Here is an 18,947-nt window from a genome sequence, read left to right as displayed (position 1 = left end):
GCTATTTCAGCAGCATCACACGGTGCTCGTGGACCAGCGCCCGATCGGACTCGGCCCAGGCGATGGCCCGACGCGCGTGGGCGAGGCGGGTAGGGCTGAGCGTGGGGTTGGTCAGGTTCGCGGTCTCCAGCTCCACGATGCGAGTCTGCTGCTCGACCATCGCATCTAAGAGCGACTTCGGCGAGACGTTTCCGTAGGCGTCGCGCAGTTCCCGTAGGTGCGCCGCTTGGTCCTCTATGGGGACGTTGCCTAGGGTCTGGATGCACCAGGTCCACGCCATGTAGCCCAGATCGTCCAATGCCGCACCGGGATGACATCCGGCCCAGTCGATGAACGCGACCGGCAGACCCTCCTGGAAGATGGTGTTGAACGGGCCAGCGTCACCGTGCACTACGCACTCGTGGCCGCCCGCGAGCGGATGCCCGGCCGTGGTGTCGTGGAGCTCCCGCAGCATCTTCCCCGCACGCGCGTAAGCCCCCGCCGCCCGCTGCGCAGGATGATCCGTCGTCCGCCCCGGTATGTAACTCAGGACATCCCGCCCCCGATCATCAACCCCAAGATACCGGGGCGCGTACCCGAACCCCACAGACTCCAGATACCGCAACACATCCCCCGCGAACCCCGGCCCCCGCGACCTCCGCACCTCATCCCCAACGCGAACAACCTCCTCCGCGTTGTTCCCCCCAAGCAATCGCTCCTCCACACCGCACATGCTCATCCGGACAACCAGCCCTGTCAACGAGCGGTGTAGCGCCTTCGCCACCAGTCGCGATGATCGTTGTGTGCTGGCGTCGACATTGCCCGGCGTGCGCGAGGTACGCACACCACTGACAGTGGGTTTCGTCTGGTTGCTTGTGGCATGGCTGGTTGTCGGTAAGGACTTGCCGAAGTCGAAGCCCTCACAGGCGGTTCTAGCGGCTCTATGGGACTTGGGTGCCTATGTTGGCAAGGGCGGGCTCCTCGTCGTGGCGTCGTTCGCCGCGTACCTGATTGGGGCGTTCGTCGAGGTCGACCCGTTGCACCTCTGGGAGCATGGCGGGCGGCCGCGGTGGATCAACCGGTTGCGGGATCGAGCGAGGACGCGGGCGCTCGACCGTGTCCAGGTGTACCCCATGTCGGACCAGACGCTCCGTGACCTGGACGAGTACACCGCCGAGGAGTACGGGTTCGACGGGGCGGCCCACCCCCGGTCATTTGTCGCCGCGGGGCTCATGCGTGAAGAGCGGCAACTCGCTACCCGGCTGCAGGCCGCCAACGTCGAGCTGTTCAACAGGTATGACCGCCTGCTGGCTGAGGCGTCCTTCCGCATCAACGTCGCGCCCGCGTTGCTCGCGTTGATCCTCTTGGTAGTGTGGAACGCCCATATCCCGGTCTCGATCAAGGTCACCGTGACCGTGGCGACGACCCTCGCCGCTTTCCTATTCTTCCGGCAAGGAGTTCGCAGGGCGATCCAGTCCCGGGACATCATCGCTCAGGCCGTGGTGGCCGAGGTCGTGAAGTCCCGGTTCATGGCCAAGCTCGGTGAGCATGAGGTGACTACGGCGCCGCCGTCGGACGGCGGGGGTTCGTGAGCGTTACTCGCGGCGGGGGAGTTGGCCGGTGGGGCCGGTGGTGACGGTGAAGCGGCCGGGGGCGAAGGTTACTTGGCCGGTGGGGCCTGGGGTGATGGGGCCGGTTCCGGCTTGGAGGTCGGCTTCGAAGCCGGGGAGTTTGAGGCGGATGAGGGAGGGGAGGAGGACGGCGATGGTGAAGAGGCCCACGAGGACGGGGGTGGTGGTCGTGAGCATCACCGCGGTGACCTTGGTGGTGGTGAAGAAGGTGATCCAGAGGGTGGCGAGGAGGGCGATGGAGACCACGGCCACGGCGTAGCCGCCCCAGATGGCGGGGGCGACGGCCTTGAGTTCGCGTTCCAGCAGGTGGAGGTTGCGTTGGGCGTCGGCGTGGCCGGGTTCGCGTTTGAGGCATTCGCGGAGGTGGGCCAAGGCGCGTTGGCGGTACCAGAAGCGGCCGCGCGCGTCCGCCGCTAGCGAGCCCATGCGGTGGTGGGCTACACCGGCGACGAAGTGGGGGTCGGCCTCGTTGTCCGGGGCGGACTCGATGGCGCCCTGGGCGTGCGCGTAGGCCTCAGCGTGAAGGTCAGCGTTCTGTTGCTTGTCGCCGCGTTGGACTAAGAGGCGGGCCAAGGCCAAGTTCGTCCGCCAGCGTGCCGGGCTGTCTTGGCGCAAGAGGGCCGCACGCAGCGTGGACTCTGCCTCCGCCTCGTCGCCTGTCTTTGCAAGGGCTTGCGCGGCGCCGATAGCCGCTGCTCCGGAGGCAGGGTCAACGGCGAGGGCTTGGCGGAACTCGCGTTCGGCCTCTGGGAGACGATCAGTCCGCAGCAGAAGCGAACCCAGCTCCACATGGGCCGCCGCGTCGTACCAATCGCGAGAGATGGCCTTGTTCAGCTCTACCTCAGCCTCTTCATAGCGTCCCATTTGGACATAGAGTGCCCCGAGGTCCGTGTGGCTGCCGTGGTACGCGTCAATGTCCAGCGCGCGCTTGAAGTGGTACTCGGCGGACGCGAGTTGACCCTGCCGGAACGCCGCCACCCCTAGACATATGTGCGCCGAAGGGTCATCCCGCAGCTTGACCAACGATGCCGCGATAGCCTCACCTTCGCGCCACCGGCTTACTCCGTCCTGCCGAGTTAGCGCCCACGCCAAAGCCAACCGGTACGCGAAGTCGGACGAGGGCAGCGCCCGGAACTCGGCCTCCGCCTTCGAGTGCTCGCCCGCGCTGAACGCGACCCACCCTAGCCCGTAGCGCGCTGACCGCCGCTCCCGTTCGTTGGCGGCGTCGTCGAGCAGGTCCTGGAACACCCGTCGCGCATCGGCGAGCCTGCGTTCGTCGTGGTGGATCCACCCCAGCTCCGCGCGGGCGTCCCGGCGGTGCGGATGTGTCCTGACCACCCCCAGCACGACCCGCTCGGCCTCCCCGTACCGGCGCAGCGACCGCAGCGTCGTCGAGAGCGCCACCCCGCAATCCGGATCGTCCGGCACCTCCCGCATCGCCTCGGTGGTGCACTGCGCCGCCGCGTCGAACGCCAACCGGTGCTCGTGCACCTTCGCCAGCGCGAGCCGCAGCCCGAGGTTGGTCGGCTGCCGCTCCAGGCCCGTGCGGATCACCCGCTCCGCTTGATCGACCTGGTGCAACCGGAACAAGGCCAGGATCTTGTGCTCCAGCGCGTCGTCGTCCCGTGGGCTGATCTCCAACGCGCGGTTGGCGGCAACGAGCGCCCCCTCGGCGTCGTCCAGCTCCAGCCTCAGCCACGCGTCCGTCGAATGGATGTCGACGTTGTCTGGTCGTAGTGCCAGCGCGGCTGCTGAGGCCGTCTTAGCGTCAACCAGCCTGTCAGCCTTATGTAGCAGCCAGATCCGAGTGGTTAACCCTCGCACATAGCGCGGTGCGGCCTGGAGGGCTTGCTCGCACCAAGAGATCGCGGCGTCGTCTTGCCCCATGTCGGACGCCAGCCACGCGCGCGTGACGAGCGCATCGGCGTCGCTGGTGCCAGTGAACGGTTCCCACGCCGCGAGTGACTCGTCGAAACGCCTCGCATAGCGTAAGAATTGGACCAAGCTCTGCCGCGCCCACAGGTTGGTAGGCGCTACCGCGACCGCGCGTTGCGCTAGCTCCACGGCCACACGCTCGTGGCTGAGCATGCTGTTGAGCCACGCGACGCCCAACAGCACACCCGTGTCGTCCGGGTACTTGGCGAGTGCCTCAGCGGCCAAGGCATGTGCCTCCGAGAAGCGGTGCGCGTTGACCAGGAAGGTGATCTGCCGCCGGAGGGCCCACGCGTAGTCGGGACAGTCGACACGGACCTGAGCCGCTATGGCGATCGCCTCGGTGTGGCGCCCTTCCGAGTTGAACACCTCGGCGTGGGCCATCCGCAGCAGAACGCTGTCCGGCTGTTCGGCCAAGGCCGGTTCCGCGACCTTGTGCGCGTCGGCGAACCGGCACAGGTAGCGCAAACAGTCGACCTGCCTTACCAGCACGCCCTCGTTGCTAGGGTCCTCCGACAACGCCTTCTCGGCTTGGACTAACGCATCGCTATAGCGATCATGCGCCATTAAGGCGTTCATCGCCGCTAGCTGCATGGTGGTCGAGTCCGGGTGTAGAGAGAGACCGTGCTCGGCAGCGTCACAGGCCTCGCTGTAGCGAGAGAGGTAACGCAGGTAGTCGACGCGGGCAACCAGTGCGGCGGCGTGGTCCGGGCGGACCCCTAGCGCGCGATCGACCAGTTCGAGCGCGCGGCCGTCGTCGTCTAGAGCGCTGAAGTGCGCCGCTGCCACGACATTCACCGCGACATCGTCCGGACGCCGTGCCAGAGCCGTGGCGACCGCTTCGGCCGCGTCCTCGGTGCGCTCGGCGGCCTGCAGGTGCCTGATCCGCGTCCGCAGCAGGGTCGAGTCCAGCGGGTGGACCTCCAGCGCGTTCGCGAGCACCTCCAGTGCGCGGTCCGAGTGGCCTGCCTGCTGGAACGTGGTCGCCGCGGCGACGGCGACGGCGGGAGTCGGCGGCCGCACCCGCAACGCCTCCTCCGCCACGGCGATCGCGTCGTCCTGCCTGCCCACCAGCCGCAGGATGTTGATCCGCGAGGTCAGCGCCCGGCTGTTGCGGCCGTTGAGGGCCAGCGCGTGGTCCGTGGCGGCCTCGGCGGCCACCGGATCCTCGTCCCGCATGGCGATCCACGCGGCCGTCACGCGTGCCTGCACGTCCAGCGGCCGCAGGGTGATCGCCCTGTCGATCGTCGTCGTGGCCCGCTCGTGGTTGTCCCGGTAGCTCTCGAAGTCCGCCAGGCTGCCCAGCCCCCAGCTGGATCGACCGTCGAGCGCGATGGCGCGCTCCGCCAGCTCGACTGCCTCACCTTCGCGGTCCTGGATGCTGAACGTCCACGCCGCCGAGATGAGCAGGTCTACCGAACGCGGGAACCGCTCGATAGCCTTGGCCTCCCACTCTTGTGCCTCAGCGAACCGCGACATATCGATGAGTGCTGTGCCCCGGTACTGGTAGGGATAAGAGAAGTCGGGGTCGAGTTCGATCGCGGCGTCGAGGTGGGGGAGGGCGTCCTCTGGCGCGCCGCGATTGAGGTGGACCTGTCCGAGCGTGTGGTGGCACTTCGCCACCGTGGGGTACTTCGCGACCAACTCCTCGGCGGCGATAACAGCCTCGGACCACCGGTAGAGGTCGGCGAGCCCTAGCGCGTACCAGCGGGCGGGACGCCAGTCGGAGGGCGATAAGACCATCGCGGCGAGGTATTGCTCCAGCGCTTCCTCTTCGCGGTTGCTCTCGGCGTAGGCACGGCCCAGAGCGACACGCACCAAGGCGTAGTCAGGGAACCGTTTGACAGCCTCTAAGCCGAACGCGATCGCGTCCCCGTAGGCGCCAGAGTGGGCGAGCGCCACTAGATGCCAGGTTGAGACAGCGGGGTCCTCTAGCTGCCGCGACGTGACCTCGGCTGCCTCGTCCTCCCGGCTCATCGCGAGTAAGACCCGGGCGTGGGCTACCACCACCTGTGGGTCGTGTGGAGACTCCGCCAGAGCCCGCTCAGTTGCCGCAAGAGCCGTCGGCAGCTCCCAGCGACGACGGAGGAGGTCGATGTCGGCAGTGGTCACGGCGCCCCTTACGCTCGGTCTCCCATCTGGTCGTGAACCCTCTCACGTTCCGTTACCGCACGGGAGCGCTGTGCCAAAATCGCAAGATCCCTTCGGTGCGTTGCGGGCGGATTGCGCCAACTGCCACGCGCTGTGCTGCCGGGTCCCCGCGTTCTCTGCCTCCGCGGACTTCGCGATCGACAAGCCCGCTGGCCGCGCGTGCCCCAACCTGCTCGCCGACCACCGTTGCGGCATTCACGACCAGCTCCGACCCAAGGGGTTCACCGGCTGCACGGTCTACGACTGCTTCGGCGCGGGCCAGAAGGTCACCAGGGTCGCACCGGAGGCGGCGCAGACCGTCTTCCCGGTGATGCGCGACCTGCACGAGCTGCTCTGGTACCTCACCGAGGCCCGCGAGATAGCCCCACCGCTGCGCAAGGACATCGCTCGCGCGATAGCGGAGACCGAGGCTCTTACCGACGCGAGCGTGACCGTGCTGCGTGCGCTCGATGTCCACGCGCACCGGCACATGGTCAACGCGCTCCTGCTCAAAGCGAGTGAGTTCGCCCGTGCGGGAACCCGGGGTAAGGACCACCGCGGCGCCGACCTGATGGGCGCTAAGTTCCGCTGCGCAGACCTACGCGGCGCCAGCCTCCGTGGCGCCTACCTGATCGGGGCAGACCTAAGAGAAGCCGACCTGCGTGGTGCCGACGTCATCGGTGCGGACCTACGCGGCGCCGACCTGCGGGGCGCGGACTTCACCGGGGCACTGTTCCTCATCCAGTCACAAGTGGACTCCGCGCGCGGCGACGCGACCACCAAGCTGCCTTCGGCGCTGAACCGCCCACGCCACTGGTAGCTACGGCGCGAACCTCTTAGGCCCGACCAAGGCAGCGACACCGATCAGCAGGTAGCCGACAACGGGACCGAACGACCCGACGCTGAGGTTGCTGAAACCGTCCGCGAGGTCCGCCACCGCTGCCACGTGCACGCCGGATAGCGCCAAGAGGATCAAACCCGCGACCCGGCGGAACATGCTCACCGCCGTCTTCAACACGAAGATGACCACCACGGCCACCCCGACCGCCGCGACGGCCACCACCACGTCGCGGGTGCTGAAGTCCTGCTCGACGCCGAACAGGCCGGTCATCGGGCCCACCCCGAAGCGCAGCAGCAGGAACCCGACGCCGAGCAGCACCAGGCCCGCCCAGACGACCTTCATCGCGACCGACTCCAGCACCGCGGAGAACGAGAGCAGCACGCCGAGCACCACCAGCGGGTAGCTGAACAGCACCACGTACCAGTCGCCGAAGCCGTGCGGCTGACCGTCCGACAGGTCGCCGACCAGGCTGACCAGCGACTTCGGGTCACCGCCGTGCGCGACCCACGGCAGCAGGGTCAGGCTCAGCAGCTGCACCAGCGAGCCGACGATGGCCAGCACCAGCCCGACGCCCGGGATCCGCCGCGGCCCCGACGACCCCGACGACCGGGACGGTTGCGGTGCCTGCCGCTGGGGTGCCTGCGCCTGCCGCTGCTGGGCCGGTCGCGCCGCCTGCCCGGGTTCCTCCCGGTACTGGCCCCGCTGCCCGCCCTGCTGCTGGTACCCGGGCTGGTACTCGGGCTCGGGGTACCCGCCCTGCTGGTAGCCCGGCCGCGGGTATCCGCCCTGCTCACGGGGCTGGGGCTGGTCCTGCGGGCCGGGTCGGTACGGGCCGCCGCCCAGGGGCGGACCGTAGCCACCCTGGTTCGGGAACCGGGGGTCGTGTGGCGGCGGTAGCGACATGACCGAACCGTACAGTCAGGACCGGTCGAAAACAGCTGTCCCCGAGGTGTCGATCCGCGACGTAGCCGTTCGTGTAGGTGGTGCGGGCGCCGGACGCGAGACCGGCCCCGACGAACCGGACACAGAGGAGCCGACATGGCGCACTACCTGCTCAGCATCCAGCAGCCCGACGGCGACGCGCCGCCGCCGGAGGTGCTCGACCCCATCATGCGCGACGTGGCCGCGCTCAACGAGGAGATCCGAGCCGCGGGGGCGTGGGTCTTCACCGCGGGCCTGCACCCGGCGCACACCGCGACCGTGCTGCGGCCCAAGGGCGACGACGTCCTGGTCACCGACGGCCCCTACGCCGAGGGCCGCGAGCACGTCGGCGGGTTCTGGGTGATCGACGCGCCCGACCTGGACGCCGCCCTGGCGTGGGGCCGCAAGGCGGCGCTGGCGATCACCCTGCCCATCGAGGTGCGCCCCATCGGCGACCACTGCGGGTGAGCGCCGCGGAGGTCTTCGCCCAGGAGTACGGGCGGGCGGTGGCCGTGCTGACCCGCGTCTTCGGCGATATCGACATCGCCGAGGACGCGGTGCAGGACGCCTTCACCCAGGCGCTGCGCACCTGGCCGGAGCGCGGGGTGCCGCCGAGCCCGGCCGGGTGGATCATCACGACCGCCCGCAACCGGGCCATCGACCGGCTGCGCCGCGAGGCCGACCGCGACGACCGGCACGCCCAAGCCGCCCTCCTGCACGCGACGACCGAACCGGAGCAGGAGGGCCCAGTGCGCGACGACCGCCTGCGGATGGTCTTCACCTGCTGCCACCCCGCACTGGCTAGACCGACGCAGGTAGCGCTAACGCTGCGGTTGCTCGGTGGGCTCACTACGGCCGAGATCGCCCGCGCGTTCCTGGTGCCAGAGCCGACCATGGCCCAGCGGCTGGTCCGGGCCAAGGCGAAGATCCGCGCCGCGCGCATCCCTTACCGGGTGCCTGCCGACGCGGACCTCCCGGAGCGACTGCGGTCGGTGCTGGCCGTGGTGTACCTGGTGTTCACCGAGGGCCACGCGCGCCGCCGCACCGACCTCTGCGACGAGGCGATCCGACTGGCCCGGTTGCTGGTCGAGCTGATGCCGGACGAACCGGAAGCGCTCGGTCTGCTCGCTCTAGTGCTGCTCACCGACGCCCGTCGTGCCGCGCGCGTGGACGACGACGGCGCGCTCGTGCCTCTTACCGCGCAGGACCACACCAGGTGGGACCACGCGATGATCGCCGAGGGGCATGACCTCGTCCGCCGGTGCCTCCGGCGCGGGGCGCCCGGTCCGTACCAGATCCAGGCCGCGATCAACGCCGTTCACACAGACCCGCCTACCGACTGGACCCAGGTCGTGGCGCTCTATGACCAACTCATCGCGATAGCGCCAACACCTGTTGCCACGCTCAACCGGGCGGTTGCGGTCGCCGAGGTCTCCGGTCCTGGCGCGGCTCTAGCACTGGTCGACGAGTTGGAGTTGGACGGCTACCCGGTCTTCCACGCCGTAAGAGCTGACCTACTGCGGAGACTGGGACGCGCGTCGGAAGCGGCGTCCGAGTACACCCGCGCGATAGAGCTAACCCCGGATGACATCGAGCGTGACCACCTAGGGCGCATGCGGGATGCCCTGTGACGCGGTATCGGTGGTCGCACGGCATGATTCGGAGGTGTCCTCGCCGCTGCGTGCCGTCTCCGCCACCCGGTATGTGACCCCGCTGCGTGAAGGCGGGTCGCTCCCCGGGCTGGTGGAGGCCGATGACCTGGGCATGTACGTGCTCAAGTTCCGCGGCGCGGGCCAGGGGCTCAAGGCGTTGGTTGCCGAGGTCCTGGTGGGGGAGCTGGCGCGGGCGTTGGGCCTGCCGGTGCCAGAGCTCGTACTCATCGATCTAGACCCGGACCTGGGTAGGGCCGAGCCGGACGAAGAGGTGCAAGCGCTGCTGCGGGCCAGCGGTGGGCGCAACCTCGGCCTGGACTACCTACCCGGCTCGTTCGACTTCACGCCGCTGGTGCGTGACCCTGGGCCCGATCTCGCCGCCCGGGTGCTGTGGCTGGACGGCCTGGTTCTCAACGTGGACCGCAGTTGGCGCAACCCGAACCTCTTGCTCTGGCACCGCGAGGTGTGGCTCATCGACCACGGCGCCGCCTTGTACTTCCACCACCGCTTCGCCGAAGGGTGGAAGCCCGCACAGACCTACCGGTACGACGCGGCCGACCACGTGATGCTGCCCGTGGCAGGCCCGGTGGCCGAGGTCGACGCGATATTTAGACCTAAGGTGCTGCTCGTGCTCGACGACGTCCTAGCGCTGATCCCCGATGACTGGCTCGACGAGGTGTTCGGGACACCCGACCAGACCAGGGCCGCCTACCGGGCGTACTTCGAGGCAAGACTGGCGGACGCGCCACGCTGGGTCAGTGAGTTGGAGGCGGCTCGTGTCGCACGTGTTTGAGTACGCGCTGCTGCGGGCCATCCCCCGACAAGACCGCGGCGAGGCCATGAACGTCGGCGTGCTGCTCTACTGCGCCGACCTGGACTACCTGCGCTGCCGCACGCACGTCGACCCGGACCGGTTGCGCGCACTGGACCCCGACCTGGACGTCGACACCCTCGCCGCCGCGTTGACCCTCCTCTGTGGTGCCTGCGACGGTACTGACAAGCGCGCCCCCGTCACCGGGATCTCTCTTGGGCAGCGCTTCCGCTGGCTCACCGCGCCCCGCAGCACTCTTGTGCAGACCTCGCCGACCCACCCCGGGCTCACCACCGACCCTGACGCTGACCTGGAACGGTTGTTCCAACGGCTGGTACTGCCCGTTGGCACCTAGCGGCTGACCTAGTGCGCCCTAGCGGCTGAGCTGTTGCGCCTAGCGACTGAGCTGTTTCGCCTAGCGGCCCTGGAACGCGGTACGTCCGAACGGGACGGTGGCGTCCACGAACGTCCGCCCGCGTGACCACTCCGAGCGGTGCGTGCCCCTAGTCGCTATCGCCCAGAGGACATCCTCGGCGCAGGAGATGTCCACGTCGTCGTCGGTGAAAACGATCAGCTCGCCGAGCGGGTGCCGGTCGAACACCCGGCGTGCGATGTCCGAGAGCCGGTGGTCGTCGGCGGGGGAGCGCTTGTGGACGGCGATCACCAGCAACAGGGTGCCGCCGCCCGCCGGGCTGTGGTGGACATCGGTGACCAAGTCGTCGTCCAGGGTTCGCGCCACCGACAGGGCTCCCGCCAGGCCCAGCATGACGGAGCGTTCCCTACCCGGGTCCAACAGCGCGTGGTAGACGGGGTCAGGCCGGGTTGTCATCGCCGTGACCGTGAGCACCGGTGCGTCCCCGGTCCTCGTACCGTCGAGATAGCCCTCCAGCACGATCTCGGAGTCCGCGAGCACGGTGGTCCTGACTCCAGCCGACAGCGCTAACGGGGCGCCAGCCAGCGCTCCAGCCAAGGCAGGTCTACCGACTGGCCATAGCCAAGGAGGCAACCCGCACGCCACCATCGCTGCGGGCGGTGGACCGAGGTTCACGGACACAGCCAGCCGCTCTCCAGCAGCTACCGCGTGCGCGTGAAGGGCCTGAAGCTCGTGCTCTTGTCCTACCCGCAGTGCTAGGTGGTTCTTGTCGAGCACCTGCATCCGGTGTGCCGACATCGTGGTGGCGCCGCACTGACTCGCGTATACGACGCCCATCGTGATGTAGGGCTTCCCGTCGCGACTGGGGAGCACCGGCAACGCACATAGGTCTACCTCCGGCCAACGCTCCCTCGGGCGCATCACCTGAACAGGTGCGGTGGCCGCATCAGTCAACGCGGCGACAGACTCTTGATTTGCCTGACCGGGCAGACCAGGTAGGCAAGACCGCACGCGGTAGGCGTCACCGTAGAACCCGAGCATGACCGGGATCGGCGAGTCCGGCACCCGGTATCGCACGACCATCTCCGACCGGGACGACAGGTTCGCGGGCACACCGGTGAACCGTTCCGCGAAGTCCGCCGCGATCTCGTGACGCTCGAACAGCCGCCCCGCGATCCGGTGCGCCGCGGGCGGGACACGGCGCACGGCCGCCCGCAGGGACATTGCCGTCGGGTCGTCGGTGAGCGGGGCACGCGGCGCGGGGATGGCCGTCACCTCGGCGCCCCGGCGAGCCGGGACAACCACGTCGCGGGATCGGGCGAGCGCAACAACCCCGTGCCGACCAGCACCGCCGCGAACCCGGCCCGCACCAGCCGGGTCGCCTGCGCCGGGTGGTCGATGCCGCTCGCACTGACCGGCGCGCGGCACCCAGTCGCCTGGACCGCGGGCAGCAGGCGCTCGCTACGACTGAGATCAGCTGGGCCCTGTTCGCGAACCTGGATGTCCTTGTTGTTCACTGCGATCACGCAGTCGCTCGCGTGCGGTACGGCCGCGATCTCCGTCTCGCTCACCACCTCAACGAACGGCGTCAGCCCTAACACCAACGCCTTGTCGACCAGAGTCGCCAGCACCCGCCGTGGTAGGAGCGCCGCTGTTAGCAGTACCGCCGCCGCGCCGAGTTCACACGCCTGGTCTAGTTGCGCCTCTCTAGTCAAGAAGTCCTTCTGCAGCACCGGTAGGTCGCACCGCGCGGTGATGTCGGCCAGCAACCGCAGGTCACCGCCGAACCAGCGGCCCGTCACCACCGACAGGCAGCCCGCGCCCGCCTCCTTGTAAGCCGCTGCGATCGCCACCGGGGACCGCTCGCCGACCAATGACACCCCATCGGCCGCCCGGACCTTCACCTCGGGGATCACCGGGATCGACGCGCCCAACACGGCCTGGATGAACCGGCTCATCGTCGCCACCCGGCCACCAAGGCACCAACCCGGTCGCGGTCTATCCGCCCCCGGCGGTCGCGACAGCCGGTGTCGACGTCCACGCCCGCGAACCTAGGGTGCCGCCGCACCGCGCGGAACGCATCGGCGTTGTGAGGGCTGACTCCGCCAGACAGCAAGAACGGCTGGCTTAGCCGGTCCGCGATCCCCAGGACCGCAGACTCCGACAAGACCTGGCCCGTACTGCCCAACGTCCCATCTGGCCCTACCTGGTCGAGCACGAACATATCCGCCCCCGCACGCTCGTACGCACCCACCAGCGGGCCTTCCACACACGTCCCATCCTGGAAGTGCAGGGCTTTCACCACAGTTAGCCCTGCCTCCTTGAGTTCTCCAACCGTCTTGGGTGACTGGAACCCGTGCAGTTGGATCCACCGGACTCCGCTAGCCCGTGCGAGCTCGCTTACGTCATCAGCGAAGGTCACCATCACCGGCTCCGGTCCACCGCGCGCGGCCAGTTCGACGAACGCCGACCGCGAGAGGTCCGCGTGACCGCCCCGAACACCCCACCACAACCCGACAAGGTCGACGCCGTGCAGCGCGGTGAGGTCTGCGGCGCGGGTGGCGCCGCAGACCTTCACGAGCACCTCAGACATCCGGCAACTCGGCCAGCGCGGCGGTCATCTTGCCCGGGTCGAACTCCCCGTCCCGCAAGGTGCCCGAGAGGTAGTCCTCGTACGCGGACAGGTCGAAGTGCCCGTGCCCCGACAACCCGAACAGGATCGTCCGGCCGATGCCCTCTTCCCGACACCGCAACGCTTCGCGGATCGCGACCTCTACGGCGTGCGTGGACTCCGGGGCGGGAACGATCCCCTCCGTCCGCGCGAACCGGACCCCAGCCGCGAAGCACGCCGTTTGCGTTACCGCGACCGGGTCGATCAACCCCTGGGCTACGGCCTCGCTCACTAGAGGCGCCATGCCGTGGTAGCGCAAACCACCGGCGTGTAGTGGCGGCGGAATGAAGCCGTGACCCAGGGTGTACATACGCAAGAGAGGCGTGAACCCAGCCGTGTCACCGAAGTCGTATGCAAGCGTCCCTCGCGTCATCGACGGACACGAGGCGGGCTCGGCCGCGATCACGTGGACAGGCTTACCCCCGCGCAGCTGCTCGCCGAGGAACGGGAAAGCCAGACCACCGAGGTTGCTGCCGCCGCCCGCGCACCCCACCACCACGTCCGGGTAGTCGTCTGCCAGCGCGAACTGGGCGATCGCCTCTTGCCCGATCACCGTCTGGTGCAGCAACACGTGGTTGAGGACGCTGCCGCACGCGTAGTTCGTCGTCGGGTCGTTGGCGGCTACCTCCACCGCCTCCGAAGACGCGATCCCGAGACTGCCGGGGGAGTCGGGGTCCCTAGCCAGGATCGCCCTACCCGTCTCGGTCTCGGTGCTAGGACTGGCCACACACCGGGCGCCGTAGGTCTGCATCAACATCTGGCGGTAGGGCTTCTGGTCGAAGCTGAGCCGCACCATGTAGACACTGACGTCCAAGTCGAACAACGCACCCGCTAGCGCTAGAGACGACCCCCATTGACCCGCGCCGGTCTCGGTAGCCAGCTTCGTGATCCCCGCCTGCTTGTTGTAGTAGGCCTGAGCGATCGCCGTGTTGGGCTTGTGGCTGCCGGTAGGACTAACGCCTTCGTACTTGTAGTAGATCCGTGCGGGTGTACCCAGCGACCGCTCAAGCCCATGCGCGCGGATCAGGGGAGAGGGCCGCCATCGCGCATAGAGCTGCCGCACCGGCTCGGGGATCTCCACCTCGCGGTCGAGCGTCAACTCCTGCCGCGCCAACTCCTCGGGCACGATCGCGAGCAAGTCATCGGGCGTGATAGCCCTACCGGACGCGGGGTGTCTGGGCGGCGCGAGGTCGGGCAAGTCGGCGGCGATGTTGTACCAAGCGCGCGGGATGTCCGCGGCGCCGAGCGGGAACTGCACACGGTGGTTCATCGGACGGCTCCAAGGTGTTGGTCGCTTCCGCCCAGCTTGCGCGGCCACGGGCCGCGACACAGGTCCACGACCAGGTCATTTCCGATCAGCGCGCGGTCGCCGTCGGTAGCCCTGCCTGCCGCTGTGTGGGTGGTCGGCTCAGCCATCGCCGCCCAACCGGTCCAACAAGGCGAGCGCGGCACCACCGCGCACCACCTCGGTCGCGTCGTAGCGCGCCCGTCCCCAGTCGGTGGTCGCCCCGGACAACACCGCCAACGCCGCCGCGTTCAGGCACACCGTCTCGACCGTCGTCGCCCGCGCCCGCCCCGACAGCACTGACCGCAGGTCCGCCACCGGGTCCGGCCCCGGCGCGAGGTCGGCCACCGCCCCCCTCCCGGACGGCTCCAATCGCAGCCCGCGCCCTGACCCGCCCTCGTGCACCCAGTTCGCCGCGAAGCTGACCAGTTCGTCCACCCCGGTCGCGTTGTGGCACAGCCACGTCCGCTGCCCCACTCGCCGCTCCGCCAGCGTCCGCAACGCGGGCAGGTCGTCCGGCCGCGACACCCCGGTCAGCTGCGCCGACACCGACAGCCGCGCCAAGAACGGCCCTACCGTGTTGACGAACCGCCCTAAGACCCGCAGGTCCAGCGGCACGATCTCGGCCACTAGCAGCGGCACCTCGACCGGGTAGACGAAGAACCCGGCGAACCCCACGCCGAACCGGTCCAGCATGTCCGCCAACTCGGTATGCGAACCGGCCAATCGCACCCGCGCACCGCCGAGCACGTCAAAGGAACCAGATTGGCTCGAGCGGCCAGGTGACCCTGTCTTGACGACTCGCACTCCCATCGCCGCGGCCACTATGGCCGCCGCGGTGGAGATGTTCACCGTGCGCGGACCGCCACCGGTGCCGACGATGTTCACCGCCCCCGGGTAGTCCACCGCGTCCTCGCCACCGCGGTCGTGCGCGGCGTCGAACAGCGCGGCCAGCGTCCCCGGGTCCGGCATGGTCGTCGACAACGACGCCAACACCGCAGCGGCCTCGCCTGTGGCCAACCGCCCGCGGGTCAACCTGTGCAGGAACGCACTCCACTGCGGTACCCCTACCGGCTCTGCCCGGTGAGTTAGCCCTGTCAGCAGAGCCGTCGCCGTGGACATCCCGGGCATGTCAGCCTGCCCGTACCGGGGTCTCGGCGAGCCGCGCGACCGCGCGAACCGACCGCAGCTCCACCAGGTCCACCTCGTGCACCGGCACGTCGTAGGTGTCCTGCAGCCAGGTGAGCAGCCGCAGCACCCCGAGGCTGTCGAGTACCCCGGCCGCCACCAGGTCCAGGTCGGGGTCCAGTTCGTCGGCTGGTACGTCAGGCAGGAACCGCTCGAGCACGAACCGCGTGACGGCCTCGATCGTCCGCGCACCGCCGGGCACTCCGCTCACGCACGACCTACTCTCCCGCTCGCCGCGCGGACCCCGGGCGCGGTCTCCACAGTGGACACCCCGACGGACCCACCGACCGCCGGGCTGTCCAAGCTAGGCCCGGTGCCCGAGGCGGGCATGGGTACGGGCTACCCAGATTCGCCCGGTGCCCACCGGTCGTCACCACCCGCGGTGCCGGACTCGCCTGATCGGGTGTCGCCCAGCTGGGCGGGAGTCGGGAATGGGCGTGGTTTCCACCCACCGACCCGTCACCGGCTTCCTCCTAAGAGGACAATTAGGACTTTACCGCCAGTGGTTCGACCACCGCTCGGGGCACCACCCCGTTGACGGCCCGGTAGGATGCGGGGGACAACCCCGCGAGAACGCGCGACGGAGGGACCCCAGTGGCGTCCAAGCCAGCCCCGCAGCAAGCCCCGGTCGAGGACCCCGAGCTCGAGAAGGGGATGCGGGCGCACGCCAAGCGCAACCACGAGAAGCTGCGGGTCGCCGCCGGGGTGGTGGTCGCCGAACAGGGCGCCGACGCCTCCCTCGAGGAGATCTCGCGGCGCGCCGGTCTCGGCTCGGCGACCCTCTACCGGCACTACCCGACCCGGCTCATCCTGCTCGACATCGTCTTCCACGACCGGGTGGAGGCACTGGTCGCCGAGACCGCGCCGCTGGTGAGCGCGGCCGACCCCGGCGACGCGCTGATCACCTGGCTGCGCACCCTCGTGCGGCACTTCACCGCCAACCTGGGCCTGGCCAAGTTCCTGGCCATGGCCGAGGGCGCCAAGGAGCTCACGAGCGCGCACGCCCAGGTCCGCGACACGGGTAAGAAGCTGCTCAGCCGCGCGCAGAAGGCCAAGGCGGTCAACGCTGACGCCACGATCGCCGACCTGCTGCGTCTGGTGAACGCGATCGTCCTGTCCGCGGAACGCGAACCTGCCACCATCACCCGGCTGCTAGACCTCGCCATCGCCGGAATCCGCCGGTAGGCCTGACTGCTCGCGTCTAGCCCCCTCGGCGATATCGGCCGTGCGGGGCTAGACGACCGGGGGCGTGTCGGTGACGGGACCGTGCCGCTGCAGGTCCGCCCACGCGGTGGCGAGCCTGCGGACCAGCTCGGTGATCACCTCGATCGGGAACGTGAACGGCACCCGGATGTGGTTGTCGTGCGCGCCGGTCGGGTCGGTCGCCGAGCCCGGCACCGCCTCTACCCCGTGCCGCAGCGCGACCTGGGCGAAGATCTGCGCGCTCGTGTCCGGTAGTTCTACCCACAGCGCCGAGCCGCCGTCCGGGGTCTGCCAGCGCCACTGCGGCAACTGCTCGCCCAGCAGCGTCCGCGTGTGGTCGAGCCTCGCCCGCATGGTCGCCGCGCGCGCCGCGGTGATCTCCTCGATGCGCGGCAGCAGGTGCGCGGTCAGCGCCTGGTCGAGCACCGGGCTGCCCAGGTCGGCCCGGACCTTGTAGCGGGCGAGCCGGGTCACGATCGCCGACGGTCCGCGCACCCAGCCGATGCGCAGCCCACCCCACGCCGACTTCGCGACCGAGCCAACGCTGAGGATCTCGGCGTTGCCCCTGGCGAACGCGCCGATCGGCGGCGGCGCGGCACCGGTGCGGCTGTGGAAGCCGCTGTAGGCGTTGTCCTCCAGGACCGGCACGTTGTACCGGGCGGCCAGTTCGGCGACCCGTCTTCGCCGCGCGGTGGACATCATCCGCCCGGTCGGGTTGTGGAAGGTCGGCATCAGGTAGGCCAAGACCGGCCGCTCTTCGGCGAACACCGCCGCCAGCCGGTCCGCGCGCACGCCCTCTTCGTCGAGCGGTACCCCCACCAGTCGCGCCCCGGCGGCTCGGAACACGTCCAGGCACCCCGGCCAGCTCGGTGACTCCACCACGACAGTGCTACCTGGCCGCAAGTACATCTGTGCGACGAGCCCGATCACTTGTTGCGCACCAGTGGTGATGAGCACTTCGTCGGGGTCGGTCGGTAGGCCTACCGCCGTGTAGTGCGCGGCGACGGCCGTGCGCAGCGGGGGGTACCCGCGCGGGTGGTAGCCGACGTCGCTCATCAGCTCGCCCAGTTCGCCGCTGTCGGCCAGGTCCCGGTACACCTCGGCCAGTTCCGGCGCGGCGGGCTCTATCGCCATGGCCAGCGAGATGATCGGGCCGGGGCCGTCGGCCAGCCGCTGGAAGATCGACGTCGCCCGGCCGCCGGGCACCCGCCCGTGCGAGCCGTTGACCCTGGGCCGCGCGCTCACCCTGGTCCCGCTGCCGCGCACGCTGTCGACCAGCCCCTTGCCGCGCAGGTCGTCGTAGGCGGCGACCACGGTGGCCCTGCTGACGGTGAGCAGCTTGGCCAGGTCGCGCTCGGACGGCAGGCGTTCCCCCGCGGGCAGGTCGCCCACCTCGATGCACTTGGCCACCGCGCCCGCGAGCTTGCGGTAGAGCGGACCACCCGCGGTCGTCCAGTCGCCGAGCAGCTCAACCAGGCCGTGCGCGTCGGAGAGGCGGTCCATGATCATCAAGGTACCGGTCCGGGGCCCGGGTAAACCGGTCCACTTCGGGGCGTATTGGACTGGTCCTGGGGTGGATGGCGGAAACCAGCCGGTCCGCGGCGGAGGACGCGGGGCACCCGTTCGCTGGGCGCTCCCCGTCGTGGACCGGTCGGTGGCCGTGCCTTTCCGCCGTCCCCGCCAGTGCTGATCAGCGGGAACGCGGCGTTGTCGCGGATGGGGATTTCGTCTCGGCGGCAGTGCCAATTCGAGGCCAATCCCGGAGCCTGCCCGGCCGTGCTCGCCGGTAGGGCCGCGGGGCGCGCACGGCCGCTGTACTGCGGGAATGCCCGTGCGAGGGCTATCGGGAATGGGTCTCCTGGGCCGAATACCGGCTGCTCCCGACGCCATTGCCCTGTTATCCGATGGGTATCGCGGGGGCGCACGGACCCCGGTTGCTCACGTCGTGATCGAGCTGAGATGATCGACGCCGTGCCGAACCCGACCCCGAGTCCCGCACCCCGACAGTCCGCGCCGAGCCCGGTCCAGCACGCGGCCACCGTCCGGTTCGCCCCGGTGGGCGCCGGGGGACCGGTGATCCCCACACAGCAGAGGGCCGCGACCCAGCAGTCAGCGCTGCCGACGCGTTCGCCGCAGGTACGACCGTCTGCTTCGGCGTCGACCGTGGACTTGTTCACGCCGCAGCGCGACCTGTTCACCCCGGTACTGCCCGCCGAACCCGAGTCGGCGCTCCCTGCCCCTACCGGTGTCGTCGCACCCCCCGCCGGCGTTTCACCTACCGCGATCGAAACCGTGCTGGCCCCTGCGCCACCGGTTGCCCCTATGCCACC

At 69.5% G+C, this 18,947-nt stretch carries 17 protein-coding genes; 7 read left to right on the top strand and 10 right to left on the bottom strand.

Annotated features, from left to right (window positions below; translation table 11 throughout):
- Position 1: 1 nt before the first annotated feature.
- Positions 2–454, bottom strand: a complete 453-nt coding sequence (locus LV79_RS34870) for a phosphotransferase (protein ID WP_344761057.1) — start codon at positions 452–454, stop codon at positions 2–4.
- Positions 455–929: 475 nt separating this feature from the next.
- Here LV79_RS34870 and LV79_RS31690 point away from each other — a divergent pair, with 475 nt between their 5' ends.
- Positions 930–1,571 carry a hypothetical protein gene (locus LV79_RS31690; RefSeq protein ID WP_253841991.1) on the top strand — a complete coding sequence of 214 codons (642 nt, stop codon included), beginning with the start codon at positions 930–932 and terminating at the stop codon, positions 1,569–1,571.
- 3 nt (positions 1,572–1,574) lie between these two features.
- On the opposite strand, the gene LV79_RS31685 is transcribed toward LV79_RS31690, so the two are convergent.
- Positions 1,575–5,654 carry a tetratricopeptide repeat protein gene (locus LV79_RS31685; protein WP_253841990.1) on the bottom strand — a complete coding sequence of 1,360 codons (4,080 nt, stop codon included), beginning with the start codon at positions 5,652–5,654 and terminating at the stop codon, positions 1,575–1,577.
- Between the two features lie 70 nt (positions 5,655–5,724).
- Between LV79_RS31685 and LV79_RS31680 the strand changes: the two genes are divergently transcribed.
- On the top strand, positions 5,725–6,492 hold the full coding sequence (locus tag LV79_RS31680) for a pentapeptide repeat-containing protein (RefSeq protein ID WP_253841989.1): 768 nt from the start codon (positions 5,725–5,727) through the stop codon (positions 6,490–6,492).
- Here the strand turns inward: LV79_RS31680 and LV79_RS31675 are convergent, their stop codons facing one another.
- Positions 6,493–7,416 carry a hypothetical protein gene (locus LV79_RS31675; protein WP_253842096.1) on the bottom strand — a complete coding sequence of 308 codons (924 nt, stop codon included), beginning with the start codon at positions 7,414–7,416 and terminating at the stop codon, positions 6,493–6,495. It abuts the gene before it with no gap.
- A gap of 135 nt (positions 7,417–7,551) precedes the next feature.
- On the opposite strand from LV79_RS31675, the gene LV79_RS31670 reads away from it, so the two are divergent.
- Genes LV79_RS31670 through LV79_RS31655 form a run of 4 tightly spaced genes read left to right on the top strand, consistent with a single transcriptional unit; the run spans position 7,552 to position 10,252 of the window.
- The gene (locus tag LV79_RS31670) at positions 7,552–7,902 is read left to right on the top strand and encodes a YciI family protein (protein WP_253841988.1); all 351 of its coding nucleotides are present in this window, start codon (positions 7,552–7,554) and stop codon (positions 7,900–7,902) included.
- Positions 7,899–9,065 (top strand): RNA polymerase sigma factor, encoded by a 1,167-nt coding sequence (locus tag LV79_RS31665; protein ID WP_253841987.1) that lies wholly within the window; start codon positions 7,899–7,901, stop codon positions 9,063–9,065. Before LV79_RS31670 ends, LV79_RS31665 begins: the two co-directional genes overlap by 4 nt.
- A 34-nt stretch (positions 9,066–9,099) precedes the next feature.
- Positions 9,100–9,879, top strand: coding sequence for a HipA family kinase (locus tag LV79_RS31660; protein WP_253841986.1), 780 nt, complete (start codon positions 9,100–9,102; stop codon positions 9,877–9,879).
- Positions 9,863–10,252 carry a DUF3037 domain-containing protein gene (locus tag LV79_RS31655; RefSeq protein WP_253841985.1) on the top strand — a complete coding sequence of 130 codons (390 nt, stop codon included), beginning with the start codon at positions 9,863–9,865 and terminating at the stop codon, positions 10,250–10,252. The genes LV79_RS31660 and LV79_RS31655 overlap by 17 nt, the downstream gene beginning before the upstream one ends.
- 60 nt (positions 10,253–10,312) lie before the next feature.
- On the opposite strand, the gene LV79_RS31650 is transcribed toward LV79_RS31655, so the two are convergent.
- From LV79_RS31650 to LV79_RS31625, 6 genes are all read right to left on the bottom strand, one after another.
- Positions 10,313–11,545, bottom strand: coding sequence for a UbiD family decarboxylase (locus LV79_RS31650; RefSeq protein ID WP_253841984.1), 1,233 nt, complete (start codon positions 11,543–11,545; stop codon positions 10,313–10,315).
- A complete protein-coding gene (locus tag LV79_RS31645; RefSeq protein WP_253841983.1) occupies positions 11,542–12,228 on the bottom strand; it encodes a beta/alpha barrel domain-containing protein in 687 nt (228 codons plus the stop codon). The genes LV79_RS31650 and LV79_RS31645 overlap by 4 nt, the downstream gene beginning before the upstream one ends.
- Positions 12,225–12,863, bottom strand: a complete 639-nt coding sequence (locus LV79_RS31640) for a phosphoribosylanthranilate isomerase (protein ID WP_253841982.1) — start codon at positions 12,861–12,863, stop codon at positions 12,225–12,227. Before LV79_RS31640 ends, LV79_RS31645 begins: the two co-directional genes overlap by 4 nt.
- Entirely contained in the window at positions 12,856–14,211 is a 1,356-nt protein-coding gene (locus LV79_RS31635; protein ID WP_253841981.1) for a TrpB-like pyridoxal phosphate-dependent enzyme, read from the bottom strand. Before LV79_RS31635 ends, LV79_RS31640 begins: the two co-directional genes overlap by 8 nt.
- A gap of 138 nt (positions 14,212–14,349) precedes the next feature.
- Entirely contained in the window at positions 14,350–15,348 is a 999-nt protein-coding gene (locus tag LV79_RS31630; protein WP_253841980.1) for a hypothetical protein, read from the bottom strand.
- A gap of 10 nt (positions 15,349–15,358) precedes the next feature.
- Complete coding sequence (locus LV79_RS31625) at positions 15,359–15,625, bottom strand: acyl carrier protein (protein WP_253841979.1); 267 nt, start codon at positions 15,623–15,625, stop codon at positions 15,359–15,361.
- A gap of 383 nt (positions 15,626–16,008) precedes the next feature.
- On the opposite strand from LV79_RS31625, the gene LV79_RS31620 reads away from it, so the two are divergent.
- Complete coding sequence (locus LV79_RS31620) at positions 16,009–16,599, top strand: TetR/AcrR family transcriptional regulator (protein ID WP_253841978.1); 591 nt, start codon at positions 16,009–16,011, stop codon at positions 16,597–16,599.
- Positions 16,600–16,647: 48 nt separating this feature from the next.
- On the opposite strand, the gene LV79_RS31615 is transcribed toward LV79_RS31620, so the two are convergent.
- Positions 16,648–18,120, bottom strand: a complete 1,473-nt coding sequence (locus LV79_RS31615; protein WP_253841977.1) for an aminotransferase-like domain-containing protein — start codon at positions 18,118–18,120, stop codon at positions 16,648–16,650.
- Between the last annotated feature and the right edge of the window lie 827 nt (positions 18,121–18,947).

This window comes from Actinokineospora globicatena, assembly GCF_024171945.1.
Taxonomy (GTDB): Bacteria; Actinomycetota; Actinomycetes; order Mycobacteriales; family Pseudonocardiaceae; genus Actinokineospora; species Actinokineospora globicatena.
Note: the sequence above shows the minus strand (reverse complement) of the source record. Positions and strands in the feature narration are given on the sequence as shown.